Genomic DNA, 24,997 nt, shown 5'->3' with positions numbered 1-24,997 from the left:
AATTTATAACTTCGTCAGTTCCAGTGCATACACGATTCGGCAAATACCTTCCCGAACGATTTCGCGCTGGCCTTCCATGGTAGTGGAGGTTTTGAAGCGTAAACTGACGGTTATTTTGGTGTTAGCCGCCAAAGAATCCTGCTGGGCCGTCAGGATCAGTGCATCCTGTTTGTAAGAACCAGTGTATACCCGGAATAACTCATTGTTGGCTACGGCCTGGGCAAACACCCGGTTATCCCGGTAATTGATGGCCCATTGCTCCGTTTTAGTGTCTCCTACGGCCGATCCCTCACACGACGTTTCTGTACAGCGCATCTGAACCGACCACCGACCCACCAGGTATGGATTATACACTACGGTTGAATCGTTTGTGGAATCGGATGGGGCAGTGAGCGCTTTTTCCCGTCTGGCCAGATCAGCTTCCTTCAGGTTAAGCTGTTGCTCCCGTAGTACCAACTGCTGCTCTTTCTGGTCAAGCTCCTGAGTGCGCTGGTCGAGTTCTTTTTCCCGCTCTCGTAATCGGCAGCCTGAAAGAGCAAGTATCAGCACGGCCGTAAGCCAATACGCTAATCTCATAGTATAGGGTTGTTAACTGGCAACAAAAAACGGAATCCGGTGAGGTAATTCTTACTGCAAGCCTAAGTCGGCGTATTCGTCCTGCGAACATACGAACGCGACCTTAGAATGATATTAGATTCGCCGGCTTACGGAGGTATCATGTCTCGTAGGCTGGTACGACAGGAAAGGTCAGTACATTCGATTTAGCCGACCGGAGACGCTGGCTTTCATTAACTCTGTTTAGGCTCGAAAGGTTGCTATATTGTAGGCAATCAGGCGCTTCGGCACTAAACGCTGAATTTCATGTCTTAGTATTTTATTTTTGAAGACACGTGCAACGTTTTTATCTTCCGCTTGTCTTTGTTTTGACGTTCAACCTAAACCACCCGATACGCTGAACCTTTTGGAACCGAACCGAACCGTCGGACCGACGTATCCAGACCGACACGCTGACTTGGTCAAGCGCTGCCAAGCGGGCGAGCGTCGGGCGCAGTATGACTTGTATCGCCAGTATGCCAAGGCGATGTACAACGTTTGCCTGCGTATTCTAAACCATGAGGCCGAAGCGGAAGACGTGTTACAGGAAGCGTTTCTGGATGCTTTCAACCACATTCAGTCGTTCAGGGGGCAGTCGACGTTCGGGGCATGGTTGAAGCAGATCGTTGTTAACCGGGCGATCAATCACCTGCGAAGCCGACGGCTTGAGCTGGTCGATCTTGATTCGGGACGGTTTGGGGAAGACGATGGTCCTGATTACGCCGACACTGAGCCCTACGATGAGGAGGGTATTCAGCTAGAGGTAGAACGGGTCCGACGGGCCATGCAACAACTGCCCGAAGGGTACCGTATAGTGCTGTCGCTGTATCTATTCGAGGGGTATGACCACGAGGAGATTGGCAACATTTTAAAGATCAGCGAAACGACCTCGCGAACGCAGTATCTGCGAGCCAAAAAGCGATTGTTGGAAATGCTGACATAACTGACAAGATGATGAAAAAAGATAACCTTGAGCGCTTCGTACGCGATAACCGCGAAGCCTTCGACGACGCTGAACCGCCAATGGGTCTTTGGTCAAAAATCGAGTCTGGTCTTGGTGGGCCAGGTCTTGCAGATCCTGATACCAATGAAAATGGCGACCATACAGTAGGCGGAAAAGTGCTTCCGTTAAATGGAAATGCAGTCCGTGGGGCGGGGGGATGGTTCAACCTGAACTGGCGGGTTGCGGCTTCCGTGGCAGTACTGCTCCTGGCTGGTATGTTTCTTTACAAGAACTACCAGCCGGGGCCGGCTACGCAGCCTGAGCTGGTAACCGCTGGCTCGGCCTACTCGCAGCAGGTGGCGCAGTATACCCAGTTGATCGATAACAAGCGCGCTGAGTTAAAACAAATGACCGAGAGCAACCCAGCGTTATATGAACAGTTTTCGGCCGATCTCGATCGGTTAGAGCATAGCTACCAAGGTTTAAAAGCTGAGTTGCCTCAGAATCCGAATCAGGAAGTCTTAATTCAGGCGATGATTCAGAACTTACAACTTCAAATTAATCTTCTCAACGAACAACTGCGTGTAATACAGCGCATTAAACAACAAAATCAGAAAGCGAATGAAAACGTGGTATAGCCTTATTCTTTGCCTCCTGCCACTGACGCTGTTAGCTGGTACTGGGGAGGAAACGGGCGCGATTGAACGACGAAAGACGATTATTAAGCTATACGATGTGTCGGATAAAGACCATCTGGTGGTTGATAATCAGTTTGGCCAGGTGAGCGTTGAGCTTTGGAACCGTAACGAGATCAAGGTGCAGATTACCATTACGGCCAACGCCAATACAGAAGATAAAGTCGCTGAGTATTTAAGTACCGTAACGATCGACGAAAAGCGGGCCGGTGATCAGATTGTGCTTCGGACCAATATTCAGAAGCGCAACGACAACTGGACCAGGGAAGAAAAGGATGCGGAGAAGAAAAGTAATGTTCGTATTGATTACGTAATCTCAATGCCGCGTCAGAACCCACTGACTGTAAAGAACAAGTTCGGCAACACGAATATACCGATGTTCCGTGCTCCTTTGAAGGTTGAGTCAAAATTTGGGAATTTCTATGCCTCTGAACTGAGCAATCCGGACACGGATATTAAAGTTGAATTCGGAACGGCTTCTATCAAAGAAATGCAGAATGGCGACCTGGATATGTCGTTCGGCAGCCTGGACGTTACGTCGGCCAATGCGATCAAATTGAATAACAAGTTCGGAAAGCTAAAGATCGGTGAGGCAAATAAGTTAAACGCCAACGTCAGCTACTCTGAAACAGCTATAGGTACGCTAAAGCAGTCGGGCCGGATAAAGATGAGTTTTTCCAAAGGGTTCCGGATTGAGCAATTGCCTAAAACGGTCGATGACCTTGATATTCAGGCTTCCTATTCGAGCGTAGTGTTGCCCCTGGCGGAAGGAACTAACTGCAATTTCGACATAATTGTCACCCACGGTGGGTTTAATTATCCGAGCAACAATCAGATTACGCTCGATAACCAGCCGAGCGAGAACGGCAATCGGCCGGGGCCCCGTTTTACCAAGCAGTATTCTGGTAAAGTTGGCAGTGGAAACGGCGCTAAGGTTCGGGTGGTGGCCAGTTACGGGAATGTAAGCTTTAAATGAACGGGTCAGACAGCATCTTAATCACCGCCTGATGCTGCGGAAATTGCTGTAGCATGTCTTCCTGCATAGCCATGTCAAAATCAGCAAAGTCGAAACCCGGGGCAACCGTGCAGCCAACCAGTGAGTATTCGGTTTCCAGTGCCGGTTTCGAACCGAACCAGCACCCGGCCGGTACAACAGCCTGAAATACTTCTCCTTTATCAGGATTATTACCCAGTCGAATAACGGTTAGCTCGTGCGTTGAGGGCTCAATGACGAATACGTCTAACGGTCCACCGGCGTAAAAGTGCCAGACTTCATCGGACTGGATGCGGTGTAAAGCCGATATGTGATGGTTTTCCAGGAGAAAATAAATGGCTGTACTAAAGCTACGGCTGCCCGAGAATCGATCAGGAAGCCCGGCCTGCGGGATCATCTCAGATGATCGATAGGTTTCGGCATAATAACCACCCTCCGGATGCGGCTGCATCCCAAACGCATTAACCCAGTACGCAGCGTTCATAACGGTTTAGTTTTAAGTGAGGGACCGGTGCGCTTGTTGAATGATTGAATTAAGCTACTAATTCAATCATTCAACAATTCGGTTATTTAACGTAGCGAGATTACTGCCGTGCCTTAACGATGTTGGTAAATTCCCGCGACTTCAGCGACGCCCCACCAATAAGGCCACCATCTACGTCGGGTTGAGCAAACAGGTCGGCTGCGTTTTTCTCATTGGCGCTACCACCGTAGAGAATAGTGGTGTCCTGGGCAATTTCATCGCCATATTTCGACGCAATGTGCTGCCGTAGTTCGAAGTGCATGTCCTGCGCCTGGCCGGCCGAAGCCGTTAACCCCGTACCGATCGCCCAGATTGGTTCGTAGGCGATTACCACTTTCGAAAACTGCTCGGGCGAAAGGTGAAACAAGCTCTCGGTGAGCTGCGATTTCACAAACCCGACGTAATCGCCGTTTTCCCGCTGATCGAGGGATTCGCCACAGCAGAAAATAGGGTACATGAAATACTCCAGAACACGATTCACCTTTTCGGCCAGTTGGGCGTTCGTTTCGCCAAAATGCTGCCGTCGTTCGCTATGCCCCAGGATAACGTATTGAACGCCAATAGACTTGAGCATTAATGCCGAAACCTCACCGGTGTAGGCACCGGATTCTTTTTCGTGGCAGTTCTGAGCGCCAAGCGCCATGCGAACCTCGGTTGGGATGTATTGCCGCAACGTAGTAAGATACACAGCAGGAGGGCAAAGCACTACGTCAACCTCCCCGGTAATTTCATCTCTTACCATGTTGACAACCTCAGAAACCAGCGCCTTGGCTTCGTCGAGGTTCTTATTCATTTTCCAGTTTCCGGCAACGATTTTTTTACGCATAATTATGAATTAACATGTTCATAACCAGTTAACCGAATCAATCGGCTGGCTGGTTTGTTTATCAATCGCGGGCGAAAATAGGGCTTTTCAGAGAACTAGCCGAGACTGCTTACTTTTATTTCGCCCGGCAACTTCTGAACAGAATTAAACCAGCAGTGGATTACAAAAACCATTACTAATAATTTTGTGTTTTTCAGGTAAAAAATTAGTAATTTCAATGCTATAAAGAGCTCTACATGAAAACGCTTCTTGTGCTGATCGGGCTAATGTGTGCTTGCGTGGCAGTTCGTGCAGACGACCAGGCTACGCCAGACAAGGATCGGTACGGCTTCTTTATCGCCAACAACCGCACCTGGACCCGTATTCCGTTTCAGCTTCACTCCAATCTGATCATTGTTCCGGTTAGAGTCAATGACTCCGACACGCTGCAGTTTATTCTGGATACCGGTGTCAGCAGTACGATCATTACCGATCCGGCTGCCTTTAAGAAGCAGTCGCTGAAAACTGCGCGGAAAGTTAAACTGACCGGAGCCGGCGAAGGCGGCAACCTGACTGCGTCCGTGGCGATTGATAATCGGCTGAGCGTCGGCGGACTACGGGCTTCCCACCACAACATCGTCATTCTGGACGAAGATATTCTGAAGCTTTCGGAGTATGTGGGCGTACCGGTACACGGTATCTTCGGGTACGAGATTTTCTCCAATTTCGTCGTGACAATCGATTTCCAGCACCGTGAACTGACGTTGATGCAGCCGAAAAAGTACAAGTATCGCAAACGTAAAGGCGACCGGTATCCCATCACTATTCAGGACACGAAGGCCTATACCGACGCTATTTCCATTTTCGACGGCGAGAAATCACTGCCATTACGGGTTGTGCTCGATACGGGAGCCGGTCATGCACTGCTGCTCGACCGGTCGCGTAATCCGGCGTCATTACCCTTGCCCGAGAAAGTGGTTCGTGCGCAGTTGGGCCGTGGCCTGAACGGAGTGATCAATGGTAGCCTGGGACGTATCCAGAAAGTCCGCTTCGGGCGGTATGAGCTGGATAATATTCTGGCTTCGTTTCCGGATAGTACCTCGTTCGGGATGAAGCTGGTAAACGCCCCCGAGCGGCAGGGTAATGTAGGTTGTGAGTTATTACGTCGGTTCCGTGTAACGTTTAATTACAACGATCAGTACGTAGTACTAAAACCGGTAAAGCGGCTCCTGCGCGAGAGCTTTGAGCACGATATGAGTGGGCTGGAACTTCGTGCTCGTGGCGATCGCTTCCGGAACTATTACATTGAGAAGATCATCGACAATTCCCCCGCCGACCTGGCCGGGCTGAAAGAAGGAGACGAACTGCTGTTTGTCAATAACACCTCCACCAGCGAACTGACCATAAGTGACATCTACAAATTACTGCAAAAAGGCGAGGGCAAAGAAGTCGCCATGCTGGTCCGGCGGGACGGCAAGATTTTCATTACGCATTTCGCGTTAAAACGGCTGATCTGATTATCGCTACAAATGGAAACGGGGCGCTTTTGCAAAAGCGCCCCGTTTCCATTTGTGTATTGTCAATTACTCAATGATTTGAAAATCATTGTCTACAATATCAACCAGTTTTACACTACCACCATTACCACGTGGAGTGATAACAATGAACTGGGTTTCTCTACGCTGTAATACAGCAAAAGGCACACCATTCACTACGAAAAATTCTTTCAATACACCATCATCGGTATTACCATTGGTTCTGCCAATATTAACCCAGGATGTACCGTTGAATTGTTCAATGTATACTCTTCTAAGGGGGGCTGACGTATTTTGTCTGGCTCTTAAGTCTCCAATGGTGGCAATACCATCTACTATCTCAGCGCCAGATTGGGTCTGAAGCATGTTTACCAGCTTTACAGAACCATCATTAAATCGTGGGGTGTATACTACATTTCCTTTGCTGTAATGCTTTCCATACGCATAAGCTACGCCTTTATAAGAGAAGGCATCTGTTACAGTAGATGGATTGTCGCCAGCCCCATTGCTTCTGCCTAAGTTGTAGCTTAGTTCTGTACCGTCTTGTTTCTGCAGGTAGAAATAAATTCTGCCATTTTCGAATACAACATCTGTAAATGCATCAGTGATGTTTTGGTAAAACCCTGTAGGCAGGGTGATTGGAACATCTTCTTTTACTACTACACCAGTAGCAGAGGTTCTGGCCCCAGCATCACTGGATACGTCTTGTTGAGGCTGAATAGCTCCTTCTTTAGTGCATGATGAGACAAAGGCAAGCATAGTAGCAGCCGTAAGCAATGTTAAACTTTTTTTCATGGGAAATTTTGTTTAATAGATTTATTAAATTGAAAAGCGTACTCGTCGATTTGCGGTAACAACTCATGAATGGGTAATTGCCGTAGAATCGAATTCTACGTATACCTCAGGTTAGAAGAAGCTAGGGTCAAAAAAAATGTAGCCATGACTTGTGGAAGATTTATCTACGCATTGATGTGGGGCTTGAGCATAAATCACGGCAAAACTACCGGAAGGGACTGCTCCTGGAAATACTCTCAGATTGGTATTTTAATGCTTTTTTAATGTAATACTTTTTATGGTAATATATTAAGTAAGTGATTGATATACAGAGTGCTATATGTTAAAAGGGCGAGATTTGTAGAGCAAAAATACTTAGCTAAAAATGCGTATATTATTTAAAGGTATTGGATTATGGCAAAATTTTTTGGCATTATAATAATAGAGGTAAGGTAAATTTTTAGTTGTCTAATGTCAGTTTAAAGCAACATTGTTGAAAAAACTTTTAGAATGTAAAGTATCTGACGATAAAATCTTTCTGTATATTTAATACGTTCCACACTAACAAGATCTTTTATGTTGAATAATAACATAGCTGATGATTACACTCATCGGCAATGGGACAAAGCTCATTTATCTATAAATAAGCTTTACTTAAATCCTCACATTGAATCTAATCCACTTCTTGAGCACATATTCCAGGCTGCCAATGTAATACCTATAGTCGCAGATATACCGCGTAGTCGTATTCGATATTTAGGTGCTAATCCTGTAAACTGGTGTGGCTGGATGTTGAATGATGTTTTTGACGAAGGATACAGTTCATTTGCAAAAAAAATACATCCAGAAGACAAGCTGATTTTTAATTATACTGATAGTCAATTAAAGGCCCACTTGGAAGAATGTAATACGGTAGATGACAAATTCAACGTAAAAAGCCTTTGCACGTACCGTGTTATGCACAAAGCAGGCTATTATCGGCTTTACAAAGAACATACACAACCAATCGAATTTGATTCTGAAGGGAACCTGCTAACCAAATTAGTTCTGTTAACCGATATCACCAATCAACTGCCGGCACATACACATTATGCCCGTACGTATGGCACAAAAGGTAAAGAAAGGCTGGTTCAAATAAGTCAACAACGTATCACGAAACTTCAGGCTTTGTCGGAGCGAGAAAAAGAGATAGTTAATTATCTAATACAAGGATTGAATAGCGCTGAAATTGGAGAGCAACTGTTTGTGAGCAAACATACGATTGATACGCATCGACGACGAATCTTGCAAAAGCTCCAGGCTAGCGATACGTTATCGTTGTACAGTCTTTTTACACTATTGCAACTGAATGAGTGAATCAACTAAGCGGTTCGGCTAGCTAATCAATTCGGTCGAGTTTGAACCGGAACGTAGTGCCTTTTTCCAGTTTGCTCATTACCGTTACTTTCGATTTGTGGGCGTTCAAAATGTGCTTCACAATAGCTAAGCCAAGTCCAGTGCCGCCCCGGTCTTTGGAGCGGCTCTTTTCGACCCGGTAAAAGCGCTCAAAAATACGGCTCAGGTGCTCAGGTGGGATGCCTGGCCCGTCGTCACGTACGGATATCGACCAGTGTTTACGATCTTCTTCAAACGTAACCAGGACCCGGCCGTTTTCATTACCGTACTTGATGGCGTTCTCAATCAGGTTTGTCATGACCTGAGCAATGCGCTGGGCATCCGCTTTCACCCAGATTGGCCCGGGGCGGTCGGCCTTAATTCGCAGTGTGGCATGCTTACTGTGCGCAATTTTTTCCAATTGCTCATAAATGTCCTCCGTAATGCCGCGAATATCGACCCGCTCGAAGTTCATTTTTACCTCACCGGTTTCGAGTTGCGAAAGGGCTACGAGGTCCTTTACCAGCGCATCCAGCCCGTCGAGACTTTTGGCTGCTTTATTTAGAAATTTGTCCCGGACCTTATCGTCGTCAATGGCGCCATCAATCAAGGTGTGAATAAAGCCCTGAGCAGCAAAAATGGGTGTTTTTAACTCGTGGGAGACATCGGCCAGAAACTCGCGCCGGAATTGCTCCAGCCGCTTTAACTCATCAATTTCTTTTTGCTTCCGCGCTACATACACGAAAATCTCGTCGTTCAGTTTCTTAAACGGGTTCGTGTTTTTGATAATGCTTTTCCGGGATATAGCGAAGTCGCGAATCTTCAGCTTGTGAATGGTTTTATACATCTTGTTCACCTCCCGGTAAACAAGCAGTTCGATCGCGTATAAAACCAAAAAAAACGAGATGGCGAACGATGAGACCGCCACCACAAAAATCATGTTGAGCGTGACGCCCTCAACAAACGTAAGGAACGCTACTGTTAGGGCTGAAATCAGGCAGGCCAGCAGCAGCGCGATAATACGGGGACTCAGAGACATAACTCAAAGTTAAACAGTTTTCAGCTTACGGTTTGCCGTTCAAAGCGACGTATTAACGGCAAGTTGTAAACCGAAGCCCTTTAACCTATTCCGGCTGGTCGGTGAACATATACCCGACGCCTTTCAGCGTACGAATATGCATGTCGCCGATCTTCTCCCGAAGCTTACGAATGTGTACGTCTACCGTCCGTTCCAGAACATAGATGTCGGCCCCCCATATTTTTTGCAGCAACTCTTCCCGGCTAAACACCTTGTTGGGGTGCTGGGCGAGGAAGAACAGCAATTCGAACTCTTTCTTGGGGAGGATAACGGTCTTGTCAGCCTGGTTAACCGAATAGTTCTTGCGATTGATGGTGAGCGTGCCAATGTTGATCTGATCGCCGGGGTCGGCTTTCTGAGCTTCCCGCCGGAACAGCGCATTGATCCGGCTCATCAGCGCCCGAGGTTTGATGGGCTTCGTGATGTAGTCGTCGGCACCAACTTCAAAGGCGGCTACTTCTGAATACTCCTCCGAACGGGCTGTCAGATACAGGATGTAGGTCTGACGTAGCTCCGGAATATCGCGGAGTTGGCGGCCGGTTTCGATGCCATCCAACTGAGGCATCATGATGTCAAGCAGAACAAGTTCGGGCAAGTACGTCCGGGCTACTTCGAGGGCTTTACGGCCATCGGTGGCTGTACGGACTTCGTAACCTTCTTTAGAAAGATTGTATTCCAACATCTCGACGATATCAGGATCGTCGTCTACTACCAGAACCCGGTGTAGAGGTTGAGCAGCTTTAGCAGCACTCATGTGAAGCAGTATTGGTGAGCGACCAAAAATACGGTGGTCGCTCGAAATTACACTTCTTAGCCACTATGTTATGATGTGATGGGATATACTTAACAAAAATTTAACAGTATAACGATTCACTTTTTGCTGATCAGATACAGTTTACCCCGCTCATTGGTCACAACTATGTCGGTTTCGGAAACAAACGTAATGGCTTCCGTTTGGCCTTTTGGTAGTCGTATGCAGTGTTTTGGGTGGCGAAGATTGAGTTGATTTCCCTGGACGGAGAACAACAGAATTTTGCCATAGGTAAGCAAGGCCAGCGTCCGAGCATCCGGACTTAAGGCTGCTCCCGTAACCATTGCTCGGCTGTAGATCGAATCCTGAGGTTCCAGGGCGTTACTCCCGGCACCTGCTGACCCCGGCCGATCAGGCAGTTTGTATTGATGAACGTAGCGCTTTCGTAGCGACCAGTTTTTAGAAAACAGATGCAGGCTGTCCTGAAACCAAACCATAGCTTCCATGTCAAAATTTCGCTGGCTGCGAGGGGGTGGGAAGGCTTTCTGATCGGCAAACCGGAAAGGCATGGGCCTGACGCGTAGTGTAGGTTTCAGAGCTATGCGATAGATCGTCAGATCCCGGCGTTTGTTCTGATTGTTGCCGAAATCCCCTACAAACAGAACCGTGGAGTCCTGCTGGGTTAAATCCTCCCAATCAATATTGGTTGCTCCAGTCACCACAATCGAGTCCAGCAGCTTTCCGTACCGATCAACTTCGTACAGGGTTGGTTGGCCCCCACCGTCGTTATGCGTCAGGAAGGTGCCACGCGCTGCCCGATACGTCAGTCCCGAACTTTCGTTAACTACCTTTGGCAAACGTCCCAACTGTATAACTTTGTACGCTGAGCGAGCTCGTTGAAAGCCATTACGTTGCACGTCGGACCGGCACGAACAAAACGCTGTTTTGATGGTAAGTAAAAAGGCAATCAAAGAATGTAGCATTGCTTAGCGTTTGACATTCATCATGGATAATCGAGCTCCAGAAGTACAACTGCCATCATACGCTAAAATTGCCTGCGTCCTGATTTCAATTCTTATCATCGTATACGGCCTGTATGAGTTAAGAAATCTGCTGATTCCGCTGGTATTTGCTATTCTATTTTCGGTATTGCTGTTCCCACTGGCGCAGCGGCTTGAGAAATGGCGTGTGCCCCGGCTGCTGGCCGTTATTCTGTGTCTGATCATTACGCTGGCTGCAATTGTGGGCATTTTATATGCCTTCTCTCTACAGATTAGCAACTTTGCCGAGATTGTTCCGCAGTTGATCGAGCGCGGCAGTAATTATATCCGAAGTCTCCAGACATACGCTGACGAAAACCTGAACATCAATCGCCAGCGTCAGGTAACCGAGGCAACCAAGTACCTGAACCAGTTGCTGTCGGAGGCCGGAACGATTCTGACCACTACGTTGCTGGCTACAACCAGTACGCTCACGGACATTGTGCTGGTGCTGCTGTTTATCTTCTTCTTTCTGCTGTATCGCGATTTTTTCCGATCCTTTTTTTACAAAGTGTTCAAGGATGTCGGGCGCACAAAGATTGACGCCGTGCTGTACCGTATCTATGCCGTCGTGAAAGATTACCTGGCGGGGCTGGTGCTGGTTATTCTGATCATCGGTACGTTGATGACCGTGGGTTTGCTGATCTTGGGCGTTGACTACGCCGTTTTCTTCGGGTTTTTCGGGGCCTGTCTGGTGCTGATTCCGTACTTCGGCATCTCACTCGGATCGCTGTTGCCTGCGGCTTATACACTCGTAACAGACGATAATCCGCTGAAAGCGCTGGGTGCCATTGGTATCTTTCTCTTTGTACAGACGATTGAGGGTAATTTTATCACGCCATATATTGTGGGGTCGAAGGTGAGCATCAATCCGCTGGCAGCCATCGTTGTGCTTATTTTATGGGAGCAGATATGGGGTTTTCCGGGCCTGATTCTGGCCTTGCCGATGACGGCAATCATTAAGGTTCTGTTCGATGCCGTCGATGCGCTTAGACCCTACGGCTTTCTGCTGGGTGAAGCCGAAAAGCCCCGCCCGCCTATCAAGAATCTGAATGAGCTTACCAATCAATTGCCGAAACGAGCCAAAAAAATCGGCGGCATTGAGGAAAAAGAGTAAGCTAAAAATTTAGCGGGTCCAGGTTTTTGAAATGCCCGTTCATGCGAATGCGTTGCTTGGTGCGCTCCATGTCCGACACGACCGGAATTACGTTGTTGAGGTGCTGAATCAGAAACTGCTGCCGTTCCGACTCCGTATCGAGCGTCAACAGTTCATATTCTTGCTCTATTGAGAGGCCAACTTTGTGCGCGACACGATACGAGAAATTCTCATCGTCCGGGTTATAGTCGGTCTCAAGCTGTAGCAGATCATAGAGCCGTTCGAGCCGCTCGACCAGTAAATCGACGTAGGCACTGTACGTATCGCCGGGTTCAACCAACTGTACTTCACCGCCGGCGTACAACTTACCAGCAACCGGGTTTTCGAAGTTTATTAGCCGAAACACGGTCAACCCTTTTGTTTTGATGTCCATCCGACCGTCGTCGTAGCGCTTGTGCAGCGTAGTTACGTGCATTTCTGTACCGTAGCCAGGGAGCTTGTTGTTGATAAAGGCCGGGATACCAAAGGTTTTTTCTTCGTCAATACATTCATTAATAAGCTGGCGGTAGCGTGGCTCAAAAATGTGCAGGTTCAGGTCCTCACCTGGATACACAATGAGGTTGAGTGGGAATAAGGGTAACGTCTTCTCCATAGTGCCGAAAAGTACGAGTTTTCAGTCAACAAATACCTCCTGAGCGGTAGTAAAACGAACGCCCCGGACTTTTGCTTCGGCATAGATAGGATCAGCCAGATGCCCCAGCCCCGTTACGTCCGATGTGCAGTCGCTGACCAGCGTAATTTTAGGAACCAGCGCCGGCGCAAAATCCAGAATCTGTTTCAGGCTGTTGGCCACGCAGTGTGACTTGGCTTCTCCCATAAGATAGATCGTATCAAAACGATCCAGGTCAGCAATCAGGGGCGTATTGAGCTGAGTTTCCGGAACAGTCGGGTCCGGGACCTGGGCCCGAAAAATGCCAAAATGTTCAGACAGTGGATGCAGCCCTTTCGGAACGGCGGTATAATCCAGTTCGCGCTGCCTCGACCAGTCCTTCAACGCGTCGAGCAAGGTATCGTGCAGGGCAGCACCCCGTGATCCAATCAGGCAGTGTTCTGGCCAGATAAAGTGCTCAAACTGTCCATCATTTTCAAGGTCGTGTACGTACTGGCGGGCTTTTTCGACCGCAAATCGGGGTATCCAGCGGCCTTCATCAACATCGCTGGCCGTTATGCGGGTGAATGCGGCTGGATGCTGCCCGTCGGCGTTCTGCCAGAATAACGGGTGAGCAATGTCAAGCAGATGATGCGTATCCAGCGTGACAACAATATGATCAATCCGGTCGGCGTGTCGACGAATGAGCTGAGCCATTCGCTCCACATCCTGCTCGGCTCCCGGAACGAACAGCGCACCATCGGGGTGGCAAAAGTCAAACTGGGTATCAATAATCAGAAAAGCAGTCTTCATTTTAGATCATAAACAAAAGAGGAGTAAACAGATTAACAAGCCACGGTTCGTTAAAACGAATGACTATCCAGCGTCTTTACGCCAGCCTGTGCCAGTGCCTGAACGCCGGTCAGGAGGTTGGCAAAACGTGGGTCACTGGTCAGGCCCTTTTTATACCGGCTGTAAATCTGCTGTACGACCACCGCGTTTTTAAACAAACCAAAAACGTAGAAATACAGCAGATTTGATACGTCGTGGCCACTTCGTTCAGCGTATCGCCGGGCAAATTCCTGGCGCGTCAGGTTGCCGGGCAGCCACGAAAGATTTAGTGATTTGCGGAAACCGTCATCATCCATCTCGGACCAGTATGACAGCGACGTACCAACGTCCATCAGCGGATCGCCGACAGTACACATCTCCCAATCCAGCACCGCCCGAATGTCCGACAGCTCATCCGGATTAAGAACCACGTTGTCGTATTTGAAATCGTTGTGCAACAGCGTCGGCTGGCTTTCGGCAGGCAGATGATCGGTCAGGTAGCGGGCCAGGCTGGTCATTGCCGGTACGTCGTCGGTCTGGGCAGCTACGTATCGTTTGTGCCAGCCTTCGACCTGCCGTTGAATGTAGCCCTCCGGTTTGCCTAACCCAATCAGGCCGGTCTGGTGAATATCTAGTGCATGCAGGTCAACCAACGTATCGATCAATGATTCTGATAATCGACGCATCACGTTAGGTGCAATACTCATCTTTGAAGCCGATGGTGCCCGCAGGATGACACCCGGTACGCGAACCATAACGTAGAAGGAACTACCAATGACCGATTCATCGTCGCAGTAAAGAACCGGCTCCGGTATTCGATGGTAACCAGCTTGCTGCAACAGGGTCAGCACCCGAAATTCGCGGCCCATATCGTGACCGCCTTTTATGTCTTTGGCACCAAAGGGCGGCCGGCGAAGAACAAACTCGCGCTCGCTCGTCCTGATGAAATACGTAAGGTTGGAATAGCCGCCGGGAAACTGGCCAATGCTCTCAATCACGCCAAAACCGGGAACGTTGTCGGCCAAATAGGTCTGCAACGAAGCTTGGTTTAGTTCTTCGCCGGGACGTATGGCCGTTGGATTATCCATCATATCAGGCTCGGGTTGCTGCCAGATCAGCCGCTTTCTTTTTCGTGTCTAATCCGTATTCTTTTAGAATGCTGCGGGCCAGGGCGGTTTTGTGCACCTCATCGGCCCCATCATAAATTCGGGCACCCCGTTCGTGCCGGTAATACCACGGCAGCAGTACGTCGTCAGTAATACCCATAGCGCCGTACACCTGAATGGCCCGGTCAACTACCTGCAGCATGACGTTGGCCACAAAAAACTTGATGGCCGAAATCTCATTCCTGACAGCAGACGCTCCAAACTGGTCAATATTGCGGGCCGTGCGCAACACCATCAGACGGGCCGCATCAATCTCGGCGCGGCTCTCGGCAATGAACCCCTGCACAAACTGTTTTTCGCCCAGCATAACCCCGTCTTCCAGCTCCCGGGTCGCGGCCCGGCGGCACATCAGGTCAAAACAGCGTTCGCTGATGCCAATCCAGCGCATGCAGTGGTGAATTCGGCCCGGACCGAGCCGTTCCTGAGCCAGCACAAAGCCCATGCCTTCGCCCCCGATCAAATTACCGACCGGGACCCGAACGTCGTCGTACCTGACCTCGGCGTGGCTACCCCAGTGGTCGCTGGCATCACCCATGATGGAGATATTGCGTACCAACTGAAAACCAGGAGTGTCTGTCGGTACGAGGATCATACTGGCCCGTCGGTGCGGGGCTGCATCTGGATTGGTAACCGCCATCACGATAGCAAACGAAGCGCCGTCGGCCGAGGAGGTAAACCATTTATGGCCGTTAATTACGTAGTCGTTCCCCTCCCGAACGGCTGTTGTGCCCAGTCGGGTTGGGTTAGAGCCGGCAAACTCCGGCTCGGTCATCGAAAAACAGGAGCGAATATGACCCTCCTTCAGTGGCTCCAGGTATTGGCGTTTGATGGCGTCCGACGCGTATTTGTGCATCAATTCCATGTTGCCGATGTCAGGAGCCTGGCAGTTGAAGGTATAATGCCCAAACGGCGACCAGGCCAACACCTCACTTACCTGCCCGAACTCACAGAGTGTCAAACCCAGGCCGCCTTCGTCGACGCTATGTTGTAAGCCCCAAAGTCCCGCCTGCTTAACGAGTTCACGTTTTTCGTCCAGGCGTTTGGCAACGACCGAGAAGTTACCCGTCAGGTGCTCGGCTGTTTCAAGGGGGACCAACTCATTCTGGACAAACTCACGAATGCGTGGTACGAGGTCTTCCGTTCGGGAAGTAGCGAATAAGGGTTCCATGACAGTAAGAACAAATGGGGTTACGGGACCTCCTGAGCGGATGGGTCTCTACGTATGAGGTGCACTACATGCCAGCATTGTTAACTGTCTTTCCGGTGTGGAATAACTGTCCAGTCTTTGGCGTTTGAAGCGTGCTCTTTGACAATCTCCTCCGCTACAACCTCCAGGTTTTCTTCGTTTGTAGTGAAAAAGTAGCTGAAAGGATGAGAATCATTATTATTGATTCGTACCTCAAAGTATTCGTTGTGGTGCTCAATAGCGTGTTTCTCGACAAGCTGATAATTGGCCATATGGAGTAGGTTCGTTTGTTAGACGTAGAACTAATTTAAACGAAAAGTTATTGGAAAACGGTTATCAAAACTGCGCCGACCACCATAATGGTTGCGCCAATAAGCTTGCGGATGATATTTGTTTCCCGAAAGAACTGATAACCGAATACAACACTGATTAGCGCCGATGTCTGAAAAAGCGCCAGGGCGTAGCCGACCTGCATACCGGCCAATGCCACATTACTGGCAATTTGCGTAAGACCGACCGTCAGAAACAAAGCCAGATACGTTGTTCGTTGTGAGAAGAGTAACCGTACCTGGTGTTGCCATTGCTGGCGAAGCGTCAGGCCAATCCAAACGAGCGAAAATAAAAAACCAAAGAGGCACCAATAAAAAAAAGCAGTAGTAGGCGTAGAGAGAACAATAGCTTTCTTTAAAAGAACGCCATCAATAGCCGAAAAGAGTAAAGCTGCTAAACGTAATCGTACCTCAGGCCGCTGAAACACGCCCCACGAGAAACCTTTTCGTTGTTGAGTGTTACCCAGTACGATGTAACTGCCGACAACGATTAATACGACCCCCACTACACCAACCGCGCTCGGTATTTCATTAAGCAGAAAAATACCAACCAGCATACCTACTACGGATTTATAGGCATTAATCGGACCCAATACCGAAAGATCGCCGATTTGTAGCGCCTTTACCAGGAACACATTGCCAATCAAAGCGAACAAACCTACCAATAGCATACTCTGCCAGAACGCAACCGGAAGATTCGCCGACTGCAGTTGCGACCAGAACGCCAGACAGGTCAGTGTCAGAAAGCCGTACGTAGCAGCAATGACAAACAGTGGATCAGCCGAACGTTGGGTCAGTTGTTTTTGAAAAACATTAGAAAGTGGATTGGCTATAATACGTAACAGAACGGCAAGCGAGGTGAGGGTAAGGGCTACTAAAAGCATATAATTCTGCGAGTAGAGTTACCAAGTTTAGCAGAAAGGTACGGATCAACCCGTATGCAACTTAATTTACAGTAATCACTTTCTTGATTCACAAACAATTCGTAATTTTGCGCTCTTATTTTTGAGGAGAGATAGAGGTGAACACATTACAGGCATACGACATCAATATCGTGGGGCTGGACAACAAGCGCTACGAATACGACTTTGTGTCGGACGATACGTTCTTTGCCGCCCTCGATCAGGAACTGATTGAAAAGGGTACTATCAGGACTCATCTGGTTCTGGATAAGTCCGAAACGATGATTCGGCTGGATTTCCATATTCAGGGTGCCGTTGAGCAAGTGTGTGATCGTAGTCTGGATTGTTACGATGAGCCTGTGGATACTCGCCACATGCTCCTGCTTAAATTCTCCGATCACAATGAAGAACTGACCGACGAAATTGAGTTGATTGAACGAAACACGGTTACAATTAACGTAGCTCGGTACATATTTGAATTCATCAGCCTGTCGCTCCCGATGAAGAAGTTGCATCCGCGCTTTCGGGACGAGGAGCAGGATGAGGATATAGATGCCGATAACGGGAAGGTAATATACCGGTCTGACCCTGACTCCAGCGACGACGATGATCAGCCCGGAACAGACCCCCGTTGGGACGCATTGCGGAAATTGAATAACAACTAAAAGTCGAACTCTGACAACTGTACATACGAAATGGCACATCCCAAACGCAGACACTCCAGCACACGTCGCGATAAACGCAGAACGCATTATAAAGCGACGGCCGTAACGCTCTCAACCGATGCTTCAACCGGCGAAGTTCATGAGCGGCACCACGCCCACGTTTTCGAGGGCAACCTTTATTACAAAGGCCAGGTGCTCATCGAGAACTACGCCAAAACGGCTTAGGGTACATACACTAACAGAAAGTATTTCGCTGACGTCTGATCGAAGATGAACGCGAAATACTTTTTTATTGCCCTCCGCCTACTATTTTTACACGAATTTTTCTAAATCCAGCTTCGGTTGGATATTGAACAAAACGAGTCAATGAGAATTGCAGTGGACGCTATGGGTGGCGATTTTGCTCCGGAAGCTATCGTTGAAGGAGTTGTAATGGCCACTGCCGAATTACCTGAAGATGTGACAGTCGTACTGATCGGTCGACAGTCTGTTATTGGGGAATTACTAAAAAAGCACAATTCCGAATCAGCTGCAACAATTGAAGTTGTTCACGCCGAAGACGTGATCGACATGGGTGAGCATCCCACGAAGGCGCTCTCGCAGAAACCCAATTCCAGCATCGGAGTTGGGTTTAAGCTTTTGAAAGATAAGCAGGTCGACGCGTTCTGTAGTGCCGGGAATACGGGGGCAATGCACGTTGGCGCTTTGTTTAGTATTAAAGCCATTGAAGGCGTTCTGCGGCCCTGCATTGCCGGTTTTGTGCCGCAAATCAACGGTGGGCATGCCATCATGCTCGACATTGGTGCCAATGCAGATTGTAAACCGGAAATGCTCGCGCAGTTTGGCGAAATCGGTTCCATTTACGCTCAATACATGTTTGGCGTAGCCTCGCCCCGAGTGGCGCTAATGAATATCGGTTCTGAGGAGCAGAAAGGTTCGCTGGTGGCGCAGGCTGCTCATCAGCTATTGAAAGATAGTCGTCGAATTAATTTCATCGGAAATATTGAAGGGGGCGACTTCTTTGCGAGCAAGGCTGATGTAATCGTTACGGATGGTTTCACCGGTAATACGATGTTCAAGCTGGGCGAATCGTTCTATCCGCTCGCCAAACAGCGGGGGATTGAGGACGAGTTTATCGCAAAGACCAATTACGAGTCGGTAGGTGGAAGCCCAATTTTGGGTGTGAATGGCAATGTAATTATCGCACACGGTATCTCATCGCCACTGGCTATCAAAAACATGATTAATCTGGCTATTCAACAAGTGAAAGCCGATGCTTATACTAAAATCGCACAAGTTCTCGCGTAAAGTCGGGAGTTGTGTCATAACGCTCTTGTATACCACCAACGCATGAGTAAAGCTGCCATAACGGGCGTCCACGGCTATGTGCCTGACTACGTGCTGACAAACGCCGAGTTGGAGCGCATGGTGGATACCAATGATGAATGGATTACAACCCGTACGGGGATTAAAGAACGCCGGTTACTGAAAGGGGAGGGCCTGGGTACGTCACATATGGCGGTTCGGGCTGTAACAGGGCTATTAGAAAAAACGCAGACTAAGCCCGAGGAGATTGATTTGCTGATTTGTGCGACTACAACACCGGACTACGTGTTTCCGGCTACAGCCAACCTGATCTGCGACATGGTTGGTATTCGCAACATCGGAAGCTTCGATATTCAGGCCGCCTGCTCTGGTTTCATCTATGCGCTGACGACTGGCGCCCAGTTCATCGAAACCGGCAAGTATCGCAAAGTAATTGTGGTAGGAGCCGATAAGATGTCGGCTATCATTGATTATACCGATCGAACAACCTGTGTCATCTTTGGAGATGGAGCCGGGGCTGTGCTGCTTGAGCCAAGCGAAGAAGGCTACGGGGTACAGGATTCAATCATTCGGTCAGATGGAGCCGGACAGTATCATCTGTTTCAGAAAGCAGGGGGAAGCCGGTATCCGCCAACACACGAAACTGTCGAAAAACGCTGGCATTACGCGTATCAGGATGGACCTTCGGTGTTTAAGTTTGCGGTGAAAAACATGGCCGACGTGTCCGCCGAGATTATGCAACGTAATCACCTGGCAGGTGAAGATGTTGCCTGGCTGGTGCCTCATCAGGCTAATAAGCGGATTATCGACGCGACAGCGCAACGCATGGGCATTGGGCCGGAGCGCGTTATGATGAACATTCATAAGTACGGTAACACCACGGCGGCAACCATCCCGCTTTGCCTGTTCGACTACGAATCGCAGCTAAAAAAAGGAGATAACCTGATTATGGCTGCATTTGGCGGAGGGTTTACCTGGGGAGCTGTTTACCTGAAGTGGGCGTATTAAATTGACTGAGCGAGTATGTAGCTTTGCGCGGGAACCGTCTGAGCTATATACTTTAACTATTAATCGTAAACAATAATGGCAACGACCGCAGATATCCGGAATGGGTTGGTCATCAACTTCAACAACGATCTCTTTCAAATTACCGAGTTTCAGCATGTAAAACCTGGCAAAGGCGCAGCCTTTGTGCGGACTAAGCTCAAAAGCCTGACCACGGGTAAGGTGCTGGACAATACATTCAACTCAGGTGTTACTATCTATCCGGTTCGGGTAGAGCGCCGGAAGTTTCAATTCCTCTACAAAGATGAGGCCGGGTATAACTTCATGGACCAGGAAAGCTTTGATCAGATCAATCTGGACGAAAAACTCGTTGGGGGCGCTGACCTGATGAAAGAAGGCCAGGAAGTTGAAATCCTGATTAATGCCGAAAACGAAACTCCGCTGACATGCGAACTGCCTCCTTTTGTTGAACTGGAGGTCACGTATGCCGAGCCTGGTATTCGGGGCGATACGGCCAACAGCCCTAAAAAACCGGTTGAAGTTGAAACCGGTGCCCGCATCATGGTGCCGCTGTTCATCGAGCAGGGGGAGCGAATCCGGGTTGATACGCGTACCTACGATTATGTTGAACGGGTAAAATAAATCAGTTGATGAGTTGGTGAGTAAGTCCATAACTGACGCACCGCATCGCTCTCGCACAGCTCAATACTCTCTTACCAACTTACTGACTCTTACTTTATGGATACGAAAGACATTCAGAAACTTCTTGACTTTATTTCACAGTCGGGTCTGGACGAAGTGAATATTGAAACGACTGATCTTAAAATCAGCGTGAAGCGGTACGGGACAGGAGCCCCTGTAGCTTCTACACCTGTGCCTGCTCTACCCGCTCAAGCGGTTGTTCCAACAACACCGGCCCCGGCTCCTCAACCTGCTTCAGTTGCTACACCCGCTGCGGCTCCGTCAGCTTCGAAAGTCGATACGACAAATTATGTGACGATCAAGTCACCCATGATCGGAACATTCTACCGGTCTTCCAATCCAGAGTCGCCTTCATTCGTGGAGATTGGTGACGAAGTACGCGAAGGCAAAGTAGTCTGCATCATCGAAGCCATGAAGCTGTTCAACGAAATTGAGTCGGAAGTTTCAGGTCGTATCGTAAAAGTGCTGGTTGAAAACGCAACACCTGTAGAATACGATCAGCCACTATTTTTAGTCGAGCCAGTGTAATCGTTTACGTTTTTCGATTTACGATACCGGAGTAACCAAGTGCTCAGGGAGTAATATGCCGTAAATTGAAAACCCAAACCGTAAACCCATTCATGTTCAAAAAGATATTAATTGCCAACCGGGGCGAAATCGCTTTGCGGATTATCCGGACGTGTCGAGAAATGGGGATCAAGACTGTTGCCATTTACTCAACGGCCGATCGGGATAGCCTGCACGTTCGCTTTGCTGATGAAGCTGTTTGCATTGGACCACCGGTCAGCAAGCAGTCGTACCTAAGCATTCCAAACATCATCTCGGCCGCCGAAGTGACCGGAGCTGATGCTATTCATCCGGGCTACGGATTTCTGTCCGAAAACGCTGAATTTTCTCAGATCTGCGCTGACTACGGTATCAAGTTTATTGGCGCTACGGCTGAACAGATCAACAGCATGGGCGACAAAGCCACGGCCAAGGCAACCATGAAAACGGCTGGTGTGCCTGTGATTCCTGGTTCGGATGGCTTACTCGAATCAATTGAGGAAGGAAAGTCATTGGCGGCCGATATGGGCTATCCGGTGATTATTAAGGCGACGGCCGGCGGAGGTGGGCGTGGTATGCGTATCATCAAAGAGGAGTCCGAGTTTGAAAAAGCCTGGAACGATGCTCGCACAGAAGCTGGTGCCGCCTTTGGAAACGACGGGTTATATCTTGAGAAATTCGTAGAAGAGCCCCGCCATATCGAGATTCAAATCGTCGGTGACCAATACGGTAAAGTATGCCACCTGTCGGAACGCGACTGTTCAATTCAGCGTCGGCACCAGAAGCTGGTAGAAGAAACGCCATCTCCCATTATTTCGCCGGAACTGCGTGAGCAAATGGGCGAAGCGGCTATTAAAGGGGCGCAGGCAATTGGCTACGAAGGAGCTGGAACGATCGAGTTTCTGGTGGACAAACACGGGAAGTTCTATTTCATGGAAATGAACACCCGTATTCAGGTTGAACACCCCATCACGGAGGAAGTAACAGACTTCGACTTAATTAAGGAGCAAATTAAGGTGGCAGCCGGCGTTCCTATTTCCGGCCGTAATTATACACCGAAACTCTACGCTATGGAGTGCCGGATTAATGCCGAAGATCCTGCCAATGGCTTCCGTCCATCGCCGGGTAAGATTTCGGTGCTACATATGCCGGGAGGCCACGGGGTTCGGGTTGATAGCCACGTTTACGCTGGGTACACTATTCCGCCGAATTACGACTCTATGATTGCTAAGCTGATCGTATCGGGGCAGTCGAGGGAGGAGGTTATTACCCGGATGAAACGTGCTCTTCAGGAGTTTGTCATTGAGGGTATCAAAACGACGATACCATTCCACATCAAATTGATGGATGACCCTCGTTTTCGATCCGGACAGTTTACAACGCGCTTTCTGGAAGATTTCGATTTTTCAACGCTGTAATCTTATCTATCTTTTCAATAAGAAAGCCACCGTTCGGTATCGAAGGTGGCTTTCTTATTAAGCTACTGGTTATCAGTGAAATCGTCGTCTGGCTCTACCTGCTTGATTAAAAAGAAAGCAAACCCTGCCATGAACAACCAACCCGCTGGATTTTGCTGAAATAGGTAGACAAAGCTTATGGCCATGCCAATTACGCACAGCAATAAGTTTCGCTTGGCAGTTCGGCGTTGTCGATGGATGGGATCGGGCGTTGAAGAGGACTTAAGGAGCTGAAACAAAACTTTCAAAGGTCTCATAAAAGGTACGGTTTTCACACTCGGGTACATCGGGCGCGAAGATAATTAACGAAAAATCATATACAGGCTTTCAAATGATTTATTTTTAGCGCCAAAGTAACCGGCTAAAGTACAAAATAGACTGGCTTGTTTTGTCGTTACATACAGATGAATTCCCACGCTCCGAATGATTATGAATGCAGATAAGGCGGTACTCGCCGGGTTTTGTTTCCTGCTTTTCTGCCGTGTGCAAGCGCAGCCTCCCAAAGATTCCCTCAAGGCTGAGAACCTGGGAAATCAAGTGAATTCTGAGTACAACGAGATAAATCCGCTGATTGCCCCTGATGGGCGGACGCTTTACTTCGCTCGGATTAGCCACCCAAACAACACGCACGGCACAAAGGGGAGTCAGGATATCTGGTATTCGGAAGCAGATCCGGCCAGTGGGCAGTGGGGGCCCGCCCGCCGGATGGGTTTTCCCCTGAATAAAGATGAGTATAACTGCGCGTATAGCATCACACCCGACGGTAATACGATGCTCCTGAAAGGCGCTTACAACAACGGTACGTACGAAACTCGTGGCTTTTCGGTTAGCAAGCGTACTGCCAATGGCTGGTCTCCTCCTCAGAAACTGAACATTCCGGGTTATGAGAAAATGAGCCAGGGGCAGTTCGACTGCGGGTTTATGTCGGCCGATGGAAAAGTATTGCTGATGGCATTCAGCGAAAAGAAGAACAGCAAGGAGGACGACCTGTATATTAGTTTCCGGCAAAAAGACGGCTCCTGGAGCAAGCCCATGGACTTGGGACCTGAAGTCAATACAAAAGCTACGGAAACGACGCCGTTTCTGGCTCCGGATGGTGCTACGCTCTACTTCTCCAGTAACCGGGAAGGCGGCCTAGGGAGCAACGACATCTACGTTTGTAAACGCGTCGACCGGACCTGGAAACACTGGTCAAAGCCAGTTAATCTGGGCCCCAACATAAACACCGACGGGTATGATGCGTACTACAGCCTTTCGGCGTCGGGCGATTATGCCTACATGACTACCTTTAAAAATACATTGGGGAAAGGCGATATCGTTCGCATCAAGTTATTTGACAAGACGAAAGACGCATCACCACAAACGCCGGCTGAAACCCGTCCTGACCCGGTAGCCTTGATCAGCGGTAAAGTTGTGGACCAGCGAACCGGAAAGCCGGTAGAGGCACGTATCATTTACCAGACCCTACCCGATGGTGCTGAAGCAGGCGAAGCTACGTCTGATCCAATCACTGGAGAGTATAAGATTGTGTTGCCCTACGGTCAGAAATACAGCATGCGAGCCGTTGCCAAAGATTTCATAGCCGAAGGGGATAACGTTGACCTTTCCCAGACTAAGGAGTTTCAGGAAATTAAAGGAAAGGATCTAAAAATGGTCCCGATCGAAGTAGGACGGTCTGTCCGGCTCAACAACATCTTCTTCGATACCGGCAAATCAGAACTGCGTCCTGAATCAGGGCCGGAGCTTGATCGGGTAGTAACAACCTTGAATGAAAACCCCAAGATAGTCATTGAGGTTGGTGGTCATACGGATAATACCGGTTCCCGTGAAATTAACACCAAGTTATCGCAGGACCGTGCCGACGCCGTGCGTGAATACTTTATCAGCAAAGGTATTGAGCCCGATCGGGTAGCCAGCAAAGGGTTCGCTGATTCGAAACCGGTGTCGACAAACGATACCGATGCTGGACGGCAGCAGAATCGGCGGGTAGAATTCACAATTGTTAAAAAGTAAGCAATCTTCTGGCAGGCT

The 24,997-nt window shown here is 48.8% G+C and carries 28 protein-coding genes; 14 read left to right on the top strand and 14 right to left on the bottom strand.

Annotation, left to right across the window (positions count from 1 at the left end; genetic code table 11):
- Positions 1-3 precede the first annotated feature (3 nt).
- Positions 4-576, bottom strand: a complete 573-nt coding sequence (locus BN8_RS25640; RefSeq protein WP_009284860.1) for a hypothetical protein — start codon at positions 574-576, stop codon at positions 4-6.
- A gap of 385 nt (positions 577-961) precedes the next feature.
- Between BN8_RS25640 and BN8_RS25635 the strand changes: the two genes are divergently transcribed.
- From BN8_RS25635 to BN8_RS25625, 3 genes are read left to right on the top strand one after another with little or no spacing between them, the layout of a single operon-like run.
- Positions 962-1,537, top strand: a complete 576-nt coding sequence (locus BN8_RS25635; protein WP_040006527.1) for an RNA polymerase sigma factor — start codon at positions 962-964, stop codon at positions 1,535-1,537.
- 11 nt (positions 1,538-1,548) lie between these two features.
- Positions 1,549-2,175 carry a hypothetical protein gene (locus tag BN8_RS25630; RefSeq protein ID WP_040006526.1) on the top strand — a complete coding sequence of 209 codons (627 nt, stop codon included), beginning with the start codon at positions 1,549-1,551 and terminating at the stop codon, positions 2,173-2,175.
- Positions 2,159-3,208 (top strand): hypothetical protein, encoded by a 1,050-nt coding sequence (locus tag BN8_RS25625; protein WP_009284857.1) that lies wholly within the window; start codon positions 2,159-2,161, stop codon positions 3,206-3,208. The genes BN8_RS25630 and BN8_RS25625 overlap by 17 nt, the downstream gene beginning before the upstream one ends.
- Here the strand turns inward: BN8_RS25625 and BN8_RS25620 are convergent.
- Positions 3,201-3,710, bottom strand: a complete 510-nt coding sequence (locus BN8_RS25620) for a cupin domain-containing protein (protein WP_009284856.1) — start codon at positions 3,708-3,710, stop codon at positions 3,201-3,203. The two genes, BN8_RS25625 and BN8_RS25620, sit on opposite strands and share 8 nt — an antisense overlap.
- A gap of 100 nt (positions 3,711-3,810) precedes the next feature.
- Entirely contained in the window at positions 3,811-4,575 is a 765-nt protein-coding gene (tpiA, locus tag BN8_RS25615; protein WP_009284855.1) for a triose-phosphate isomerase, read from the bottom strand.
- Positions 4,576-4,811: 236 nt separating this feature from the next.
- On the opposite strand from tpiA, the gene BN8_RS25610 reads away from it, so the two are divergent.
- Positions 4,812-6,071 carry an aspartyl protease family protein gene (locus tag BN8_RS25610; RefSeq protein ID WP_009284853.1) on the top strand — a complete coding sequence of 420 codons (1,260 nt, stop codon included), beginning with the start codon at positions 4,812-4,814 and terminating at the stop codon, positions 6,069-6,071.
- A 66-nt stretch (positions 6,072-6,137) separates the two neighbouring features.
- On the opposite strand, the gene BN8_RS25605 is transcribed toward BN8_RS25610, so the two are convergent.
- Positions 6,138-6,884 carry a hypothetical protein gene (locus BN8_RS25605; RefSeq protein WP_040006525.1) on the bottom strand — a complete coding sequence of 249 codons (747 nt, stop codon included), beginning with the start codon at positions 6,882-6,884 and terminating at the stop codon, positions 6,138-6,140.
- A 555-nt stretch (positions 6,885-7,439) separates the two neighbouring features.
- On the opposite strand from BN8_RS25605, the gene BN8_RS25600 reads away from it, so the two are divergent.
- Positions 7,440-8,219: a LuxR C-terminal-related transcriptional regulator gene (locus tag BN8_RS25600; RefSeq protein ID WP_009284851.1), complete on the top strand. Its 780-nt coding sequence runs from the start codon at positions 7,440-7,442 to the stop codon at positions 8,217-8,219.
- Positions 8,220-8,241: 22 nt separating this feature from the next.
- On the opposite strand, the gene BN8_RS25595 is transcribed toward BN8_RS25600, so the two are convergent.
- The 3 genes from BN8_RS25595 to BN8_RS25585 all read right to left on the bottom strand — a co-directional run bounded on the left by BN8_RS25595 (position 8,242) and on the right by BN8_RS25585 (position 10,923).
- The gene (locus BN8_RS25595; RefSeq protein ID WP_009284850.1) at positions 8,242-9,276 is read right to left on the bottom strand and encodes a sensor histidine kinase; all 1,035 of its coding nucleotides are present in this window, start codon (positions 9,274-9,276) and stop codon (positions 8,242-8,244) included.
- Between the two features lie 85 nt (positions 9,277-9,361).
- Positions 9,362-10,069 (bottom strand): response regulator transcription factor, encoded by a 708-nt coding sequence (locus tag BN8_RS25590; RefSeq protein WP_009284849.1) that lies wholly within the window; start codon positions 10,067-10,069, stop codon positions 9,362-9,364.
- A 116-nt stretch (positions 10,070-10,185) separates the two neighbouring features.
- Positions 10,186-10,923 carry an SdiA-regulated/phytase-like domain-containing protein gene (locus tag BN8_RS25585; RefSeq protein WP_144051806.1) on the bottom strand — a complete coding sequence of 246 codons (738 nt, stop codon included), beginning with the start codon at positions 10,921-10,923 and terminating at the stop codon, positions 10,186-10,188.
- A gap of 148 nt (positions 10,924-11,071) precedes the next feature.
- On the opposite strand from BN8_RS25585, the gene BN8_RS25580 reads away from it, so the two are divergent.
- Complete coding sequence (locus BN8_RS25580) at positions 11,072-12,223, top strand: AI-2E family transporter (protein ID WP_009284847.1); 1,152 nt, start codon at positions 11,072-11,074, stop codon at positions 12,221-12,223.
- Position 12,224: 1 nt separating this feature from the next.
- Here BN8_RS25580 and BN8_RS25575 read toward each other — a convergent pair whose 3' ends face one another.
- The 6 genes from BN8_RS25575 to BN8_RS25550 all read right to left on the bottom strand — a co-directional run bounded on the left by BN8_RS25575 (position 12,225) and on the right by BN8_RS25550 (position 17,247).
- Positions 12,225-12,854 carry an LON peptidase substrate-binding domain-containing protein gene (locus BN8_RS25575; protein ID WP_009284846.1) on the bottom strand — a complete coding sequence of 210 codons (630 nt, stop codon included), beginning with the start codon at positions 12,852-12,854 and terminating at the stop codon, positions 12,225-12,227.
- 21 nt (positions 12,855-12,875) lie between these two features.
- Positions 12,876-13,664 carry a cysteine hydrolase family protein gene (locus tag BN8_RS25570; protein WP_009284845.1) on the bottom strand — a complete coding sequence of 263 codons (789 nt, stop codon included), beginning with the start codon at positions 13,662-13,664 and terminating at the stop codon, positions 12,876-12,878.
- Positions 13,665-13,714: 50 nt separating this feature from the next.
- On the bottom strand, positions 13,715-14,773 hold the full coding sequence (locus BN8_RS25565) for a phosphotransferase family protein (protein WP_009284844.1): 1,059 nt from the start codon (positions 14,771-14,773) through the stop codon (positions 13,715-13,717).
- A gap of 1 nt (position 14,774) precedes the next feature.
- Positions 14,775-16,016, bottom strand: a complete 1,242-nt coding sequence (locus BN8_RS25560; protein WP_009284843.1) for an acyl-CoA dehydrogenase family protein — start codon at positions 16,014-16,016, stop codon at positions 14,775-14,777.
- Positions 16,017-16,096: 80 nt separating this feature from the next.
- Positions 16,097-16,306 (bottom strand): hypothetical protein, encoded by a 210-nt coding sequence (locus tag BN8_RS25555; RefSeq protein ID WP_009284842.1) that lies wholly within the window; start codon positions 16,304-16,306, stop codon positions 16,097-16,099.
- A 47-nt stretch (positions 16,307-16,353) separates the two neighbouring features.
- Positions 16,354-17,247 carry an EamA family transporter gene (locus BN8_RS25550; RefSeq protein WP_009284841.1) on the bottom strand — a complete coding sequence of 298 codons (894 nt, stop codon included), beginning with the start codon at positions 17,245-17,247 and terminating at the stop codon, positions 16,354-16,356.
- Between the two features lie 137 nt (positions 17,248-17,384).
- Between BN8_RS25550 and BN8_RS25545 the strand changes: the two genes are divergently transcribed.
- The 7 genes from BN8_RS25545 to accC all read left to right on the top strand — a co-directional run bounded on the left by BN8_RS25545 (position 17,385) and on the right by accC (position 22,927).
- Entirely contained in the window at positions 17,385-17,930 is a 546-nt protein-coding gene (locus tag BN8_RS25545) for a YceD family protein (protein ID WP_009284840.1), read from the top strand.
- A gap of 30 nt (positions 17,931-17,960) precedes the next feature.
- Positions 17,961-18,155, top strand: coding sequence for a 50S ribosomal protein L32 (rpmF, locus tag BN8_RS25540; RefSeq protein WP_009284839.1), 195 nt, complete (start codon positions 17,961-17,963; stop codon positions 18,153-18,155).
- A 141-nt stretch (positions 18,156-18,296) separates the two neighbouring features.
- Complete coding sequence (gene plsX / locus BN8_RS25535) at positions 18,297-19,238, top strand: phosphate acyltransferase PlsX (RefSeq protein WP_009284838.1); 942 nt, start codon at positions 18,297-18,299, stop codon at positions 19,236-19,238.
- A gap of 42 nt (positions 19,239-19,280) precedes the next feature.
- Positions 19,281-20,264 (top strand): beta-ketoacyl-ACP synthase III, encoded by a 984-nt coding sequence (locus BN8_RS25530; RefSeq protein WP_009284837.1) that lies wholly within the window; start codon positions 19,281-19,283, stop codon positions 20,262-20,264.
- A gap of 75 nt (positions 20,265-20,339) precedes the next feature.
- Positions 20,340-20,903 carry an elongation factor P gene (gene efp, locus BN8_RS25525; RefSeq protein WP_009284836.1) on the top strand — a complete coding sequence of 188 codons (564 nt, stop codon included), beginning with the start codon at positions 20,340-20,342 and terminating at the stop codon, positions 20,901-20,903.
- Between the two features lie 96 nt (positions 20,904-20,999).
- Positions 21,000-21,491: an acetyl-CoA carboxylase biotin carboxyl carrier protein gene (gene accB, locus BN8_RS25520; protein WP_009284835.1), complete on the top strand. Its 492-nt coding sequence runs from the start codon at positions 21,000-21,002 to the stop codon at positions 21,489-21,491.
- Between the two features lie 92 nt (positions 21,492-21,583).
- Positions 21,584-22,927 carry an acetyl-CoA carboxylase biotin carboxylase subunit gene (gene accC / locus BN8_RS25515; protein ID WP_009284834.1) on the top strand — a complete coding sequence of 448 codons (1,344 nt, stop codon included), beginning with the start codon at positions 21,584-21,586 and terminating at the stop codon, positions 22,925-22,927.
- A 62-nt stretch (positions 22,928-22,989) separates the two neighbouring features.
- Here accC and BN8_RS25510 read toward each other — a convergent pair whose 3' ends face one another.
- On the bottom strand, positions 22,990-23,223 hold the full coding sequence (locus BN8_RS25510) for a hypothetical protein (RefSeq protein ID WP_040006524.1): 234 nt from the start codon (positions 23,221-23,223) through the stop codon (positions 22,990-22,992).
- A 172-nt stretch (positions 23,224-23,395) separates the two neighbouring features.
- On the opposite strand from BN8_RS25510, the gene BN8_RS25505 reads away from it, so the two are divergent.
- The gene (locus BN8_RS25505; RefSeq protein ID WP_040006869.1) at positions 23,396-24,979 is read left to right on the top strand and encodes an OmpA family protein; all 1,584 of its coding nucleotides are present in this window, start codon (positions 23,396-23,398) and stop codon (positions 24,977-24,979) included.
- The last annotated feature ends 18 nt before the right edge of the window (positions 24,980-24,997 follow it).

It is taken from the genome of Fibrisoma limi BUZ 3 (genome assembly GCF_000296815.2).
Taxonomy (GTDB): Bacteria; Bacteroidota; Bacteroidia; order Cytophagales; family Spirosomataceae; genus Fibrisoma; species Fibrisoma limi.
The sequence above is the reverse complement of the archived record's forward strand: the minus strand, read 5'-3'. Positions and strand labels throughout refer to the sequence as shown.

What these genes read in the sequence shown, in the direction of transcription:
- BN8_RS25640 (WP_009284860.1), bottom strand. Translation starts at nt 576, where the DNA reads ATGAGATTAGCGTATTGGCTTACGGCCGTGCTGATACTTGCTCTTTCA.
- BN8_RS25580 (WP_009284847.1), top strand. Translation starts at nt 11,072, where the DNA reads ATGGATAATCGAGCTCCAGAAGTACAACTGCCATCATACGCTAAAATT.
- BN8_RS25560 (WP_009284843.1), bottom strand. Translation starts at nt 16,016, where the DNA reads ATGGAACCCTTATTCGCTACTTCCCGAACGGAAGACCTCGTACCACGC.
- BN8_RS25575 (WP_009284846.1), bottom strand. Translation starts at nt 12,854, where the DNA reads ATGGAGAAGACGTTACCCTTATTCCCACTCAACCTCATTGTGTATCCA.
- tpiA (WP_009284855.1), bottom strand. Translation starts at nt 4,575, where the DNA reads ATGCGTAAAAAAATCGTTGCCGGAAACTGGAAAATGAATAAGAACCTC.
- BN8_RS25620 (WP_009284856.1), bottom strand. Translation starts at nt 3,710, where the DNA reads ATGAACGCTGCGTACTGGGTTAATGCGTTTGGGATGCAGCCGCATCCG.
- BN8_RS25595 (WP_009284850.1), bottom strand. Translation starts at nt 9,276, where the DNA reads ATGTCTCTGAGTCCCCGTATTATCGCGCTGCTGCTGGCCTGCCTGATT.
- BN8_RS25570 (WP_009284845.1), bottom strand. Translation starts at nt 13,664, where the DNA reads ATGAAGACTGCTTTTCTGATTATTGATACCCAGTTTGACTTTTGCCAC.
- BN8_RS25600 (WP_009284851.1), top strand. Translation starts at nt 7,440, where the DNA reads ATGTTGAATAATAACATAGCTGATGATTACACTCATCGGCAATGGGAC.
- plsX (WP_009284838.1), top strand. Translation starts at nt 18,297, where the DNA reads ATGAGAATTGCAGTGGACGCTATGGGTGGCGATTTTGCTCCGGAAGCT.
- accB (WP_009284835.1), top strand. Translation starts at nt 21,000, where the DNA reads ATGGATACGAAAGACATTCAGAAACTTCTTGACTTTATTTCACAGTCG.
- BN8_RS25550 (WP_009284841.1), bottom strand. Translation starts at nt 17,247, where the DNA reads ATGCTTTTAGTAGCCCTTACCCTCACCTCGCTTGCCGTTCTGTTACGT.
- BN8_RS25510 (WP_040006524.1), bottom strand. Translation starts at nt 23,223, where the DNA reads ATGAGACCTTTGAAAGTTTTGTTTCAGCTCCTTAAGTCCTCTTCAACG.
- BN8_RS25530 (WP_009284837.1), top strand. Translation starts at nt 19,281, where the DNA reads ATGAGTAAAGCTGCCATAACGGGCGTCCACGGCTATGTGCCTGACTAC.
- rpmF (WP_009284839.1), top strand. Translation starts at nt 17,961, where the DNA reads ATGGCACATCCCAAACGCAGACACTCCAGCACACGTCGCGATAAACGC.
- accC (WP_009284834.1), top strand. Translation starts at nt 21,584, where the DNA reads ATGTTCAAAAAGATATTAATTGCCAACCGGGGCGAAATCGCTTTGCGG.
- BN8_RS25630 (WP_040006526.1), top strand. Translation starts at nt 1,549, where the DNA reads ATGAAAAAAGATAACCTTGAGCGCTTCGTACGCGATAACCGCGAAGCC.
- BN8_RS25610 (WP_009284853.1), top strand. Translation starts at nt 4,812, where the DNA reads ATGAAAACGCTTCTTGTGCTGATCGGGCTAATGTGTGCTTGCGTGGCA.
- efp (WP_009284836.1), top strand. Translation starts at nt 20,340, where the DNA reads ATGGCAACGACCGCAGATATCCGGAATGGGTTGGTCATCAACTTCAAC.
- BN8_RS25605 (WP_040006525.1), bottom strand. Translation starts at nt 6,884, where the DNA reads ATGAAAAAAAGTTTAACATTGCTTACGGCTGCTACTATGCTTGCCTTT.
- BN8_RS25625 (WP_009284857.1), top strand. Translation starts at nt 2,159, where the DNA reads ATGAAAACGTGGTATAGCCTTATTCTTTGCCTCCTGCCACTGACGCTG.
- BN8_RS25565 (WP_009284844.1), bottom strand. Translation starts at nt 14,773, where the DNA reads ATGATGGATAATCCAACGGCCATACGTCCCGGCGAAGAACTAAACCAA.
- BN8_RS25505 (WP_040006869.1), top strand. Translation starts at nt 23,396, where the DNA reads ATGAATGCAGATAAGGCGGTACTCGCCGGGTTTTGTTTCCTGCTTTTC.
- BN8_RS25555 (WP_009284842.1), bottom strand. Translation starts at nt 16,306, where the DNA reads ATGGCCAATTATCAGCTTGTCGAGAAACACGCTATTGAGCACCACAAC.
- BN8_RS25590 (WP_009284849.1), bottom strand. Translation starts at nt 10,069, where the DNA reads ATGAGTGCTGCTAAAGCTGCTCAACCTCTACACCGGGTTCTGGTAGTA.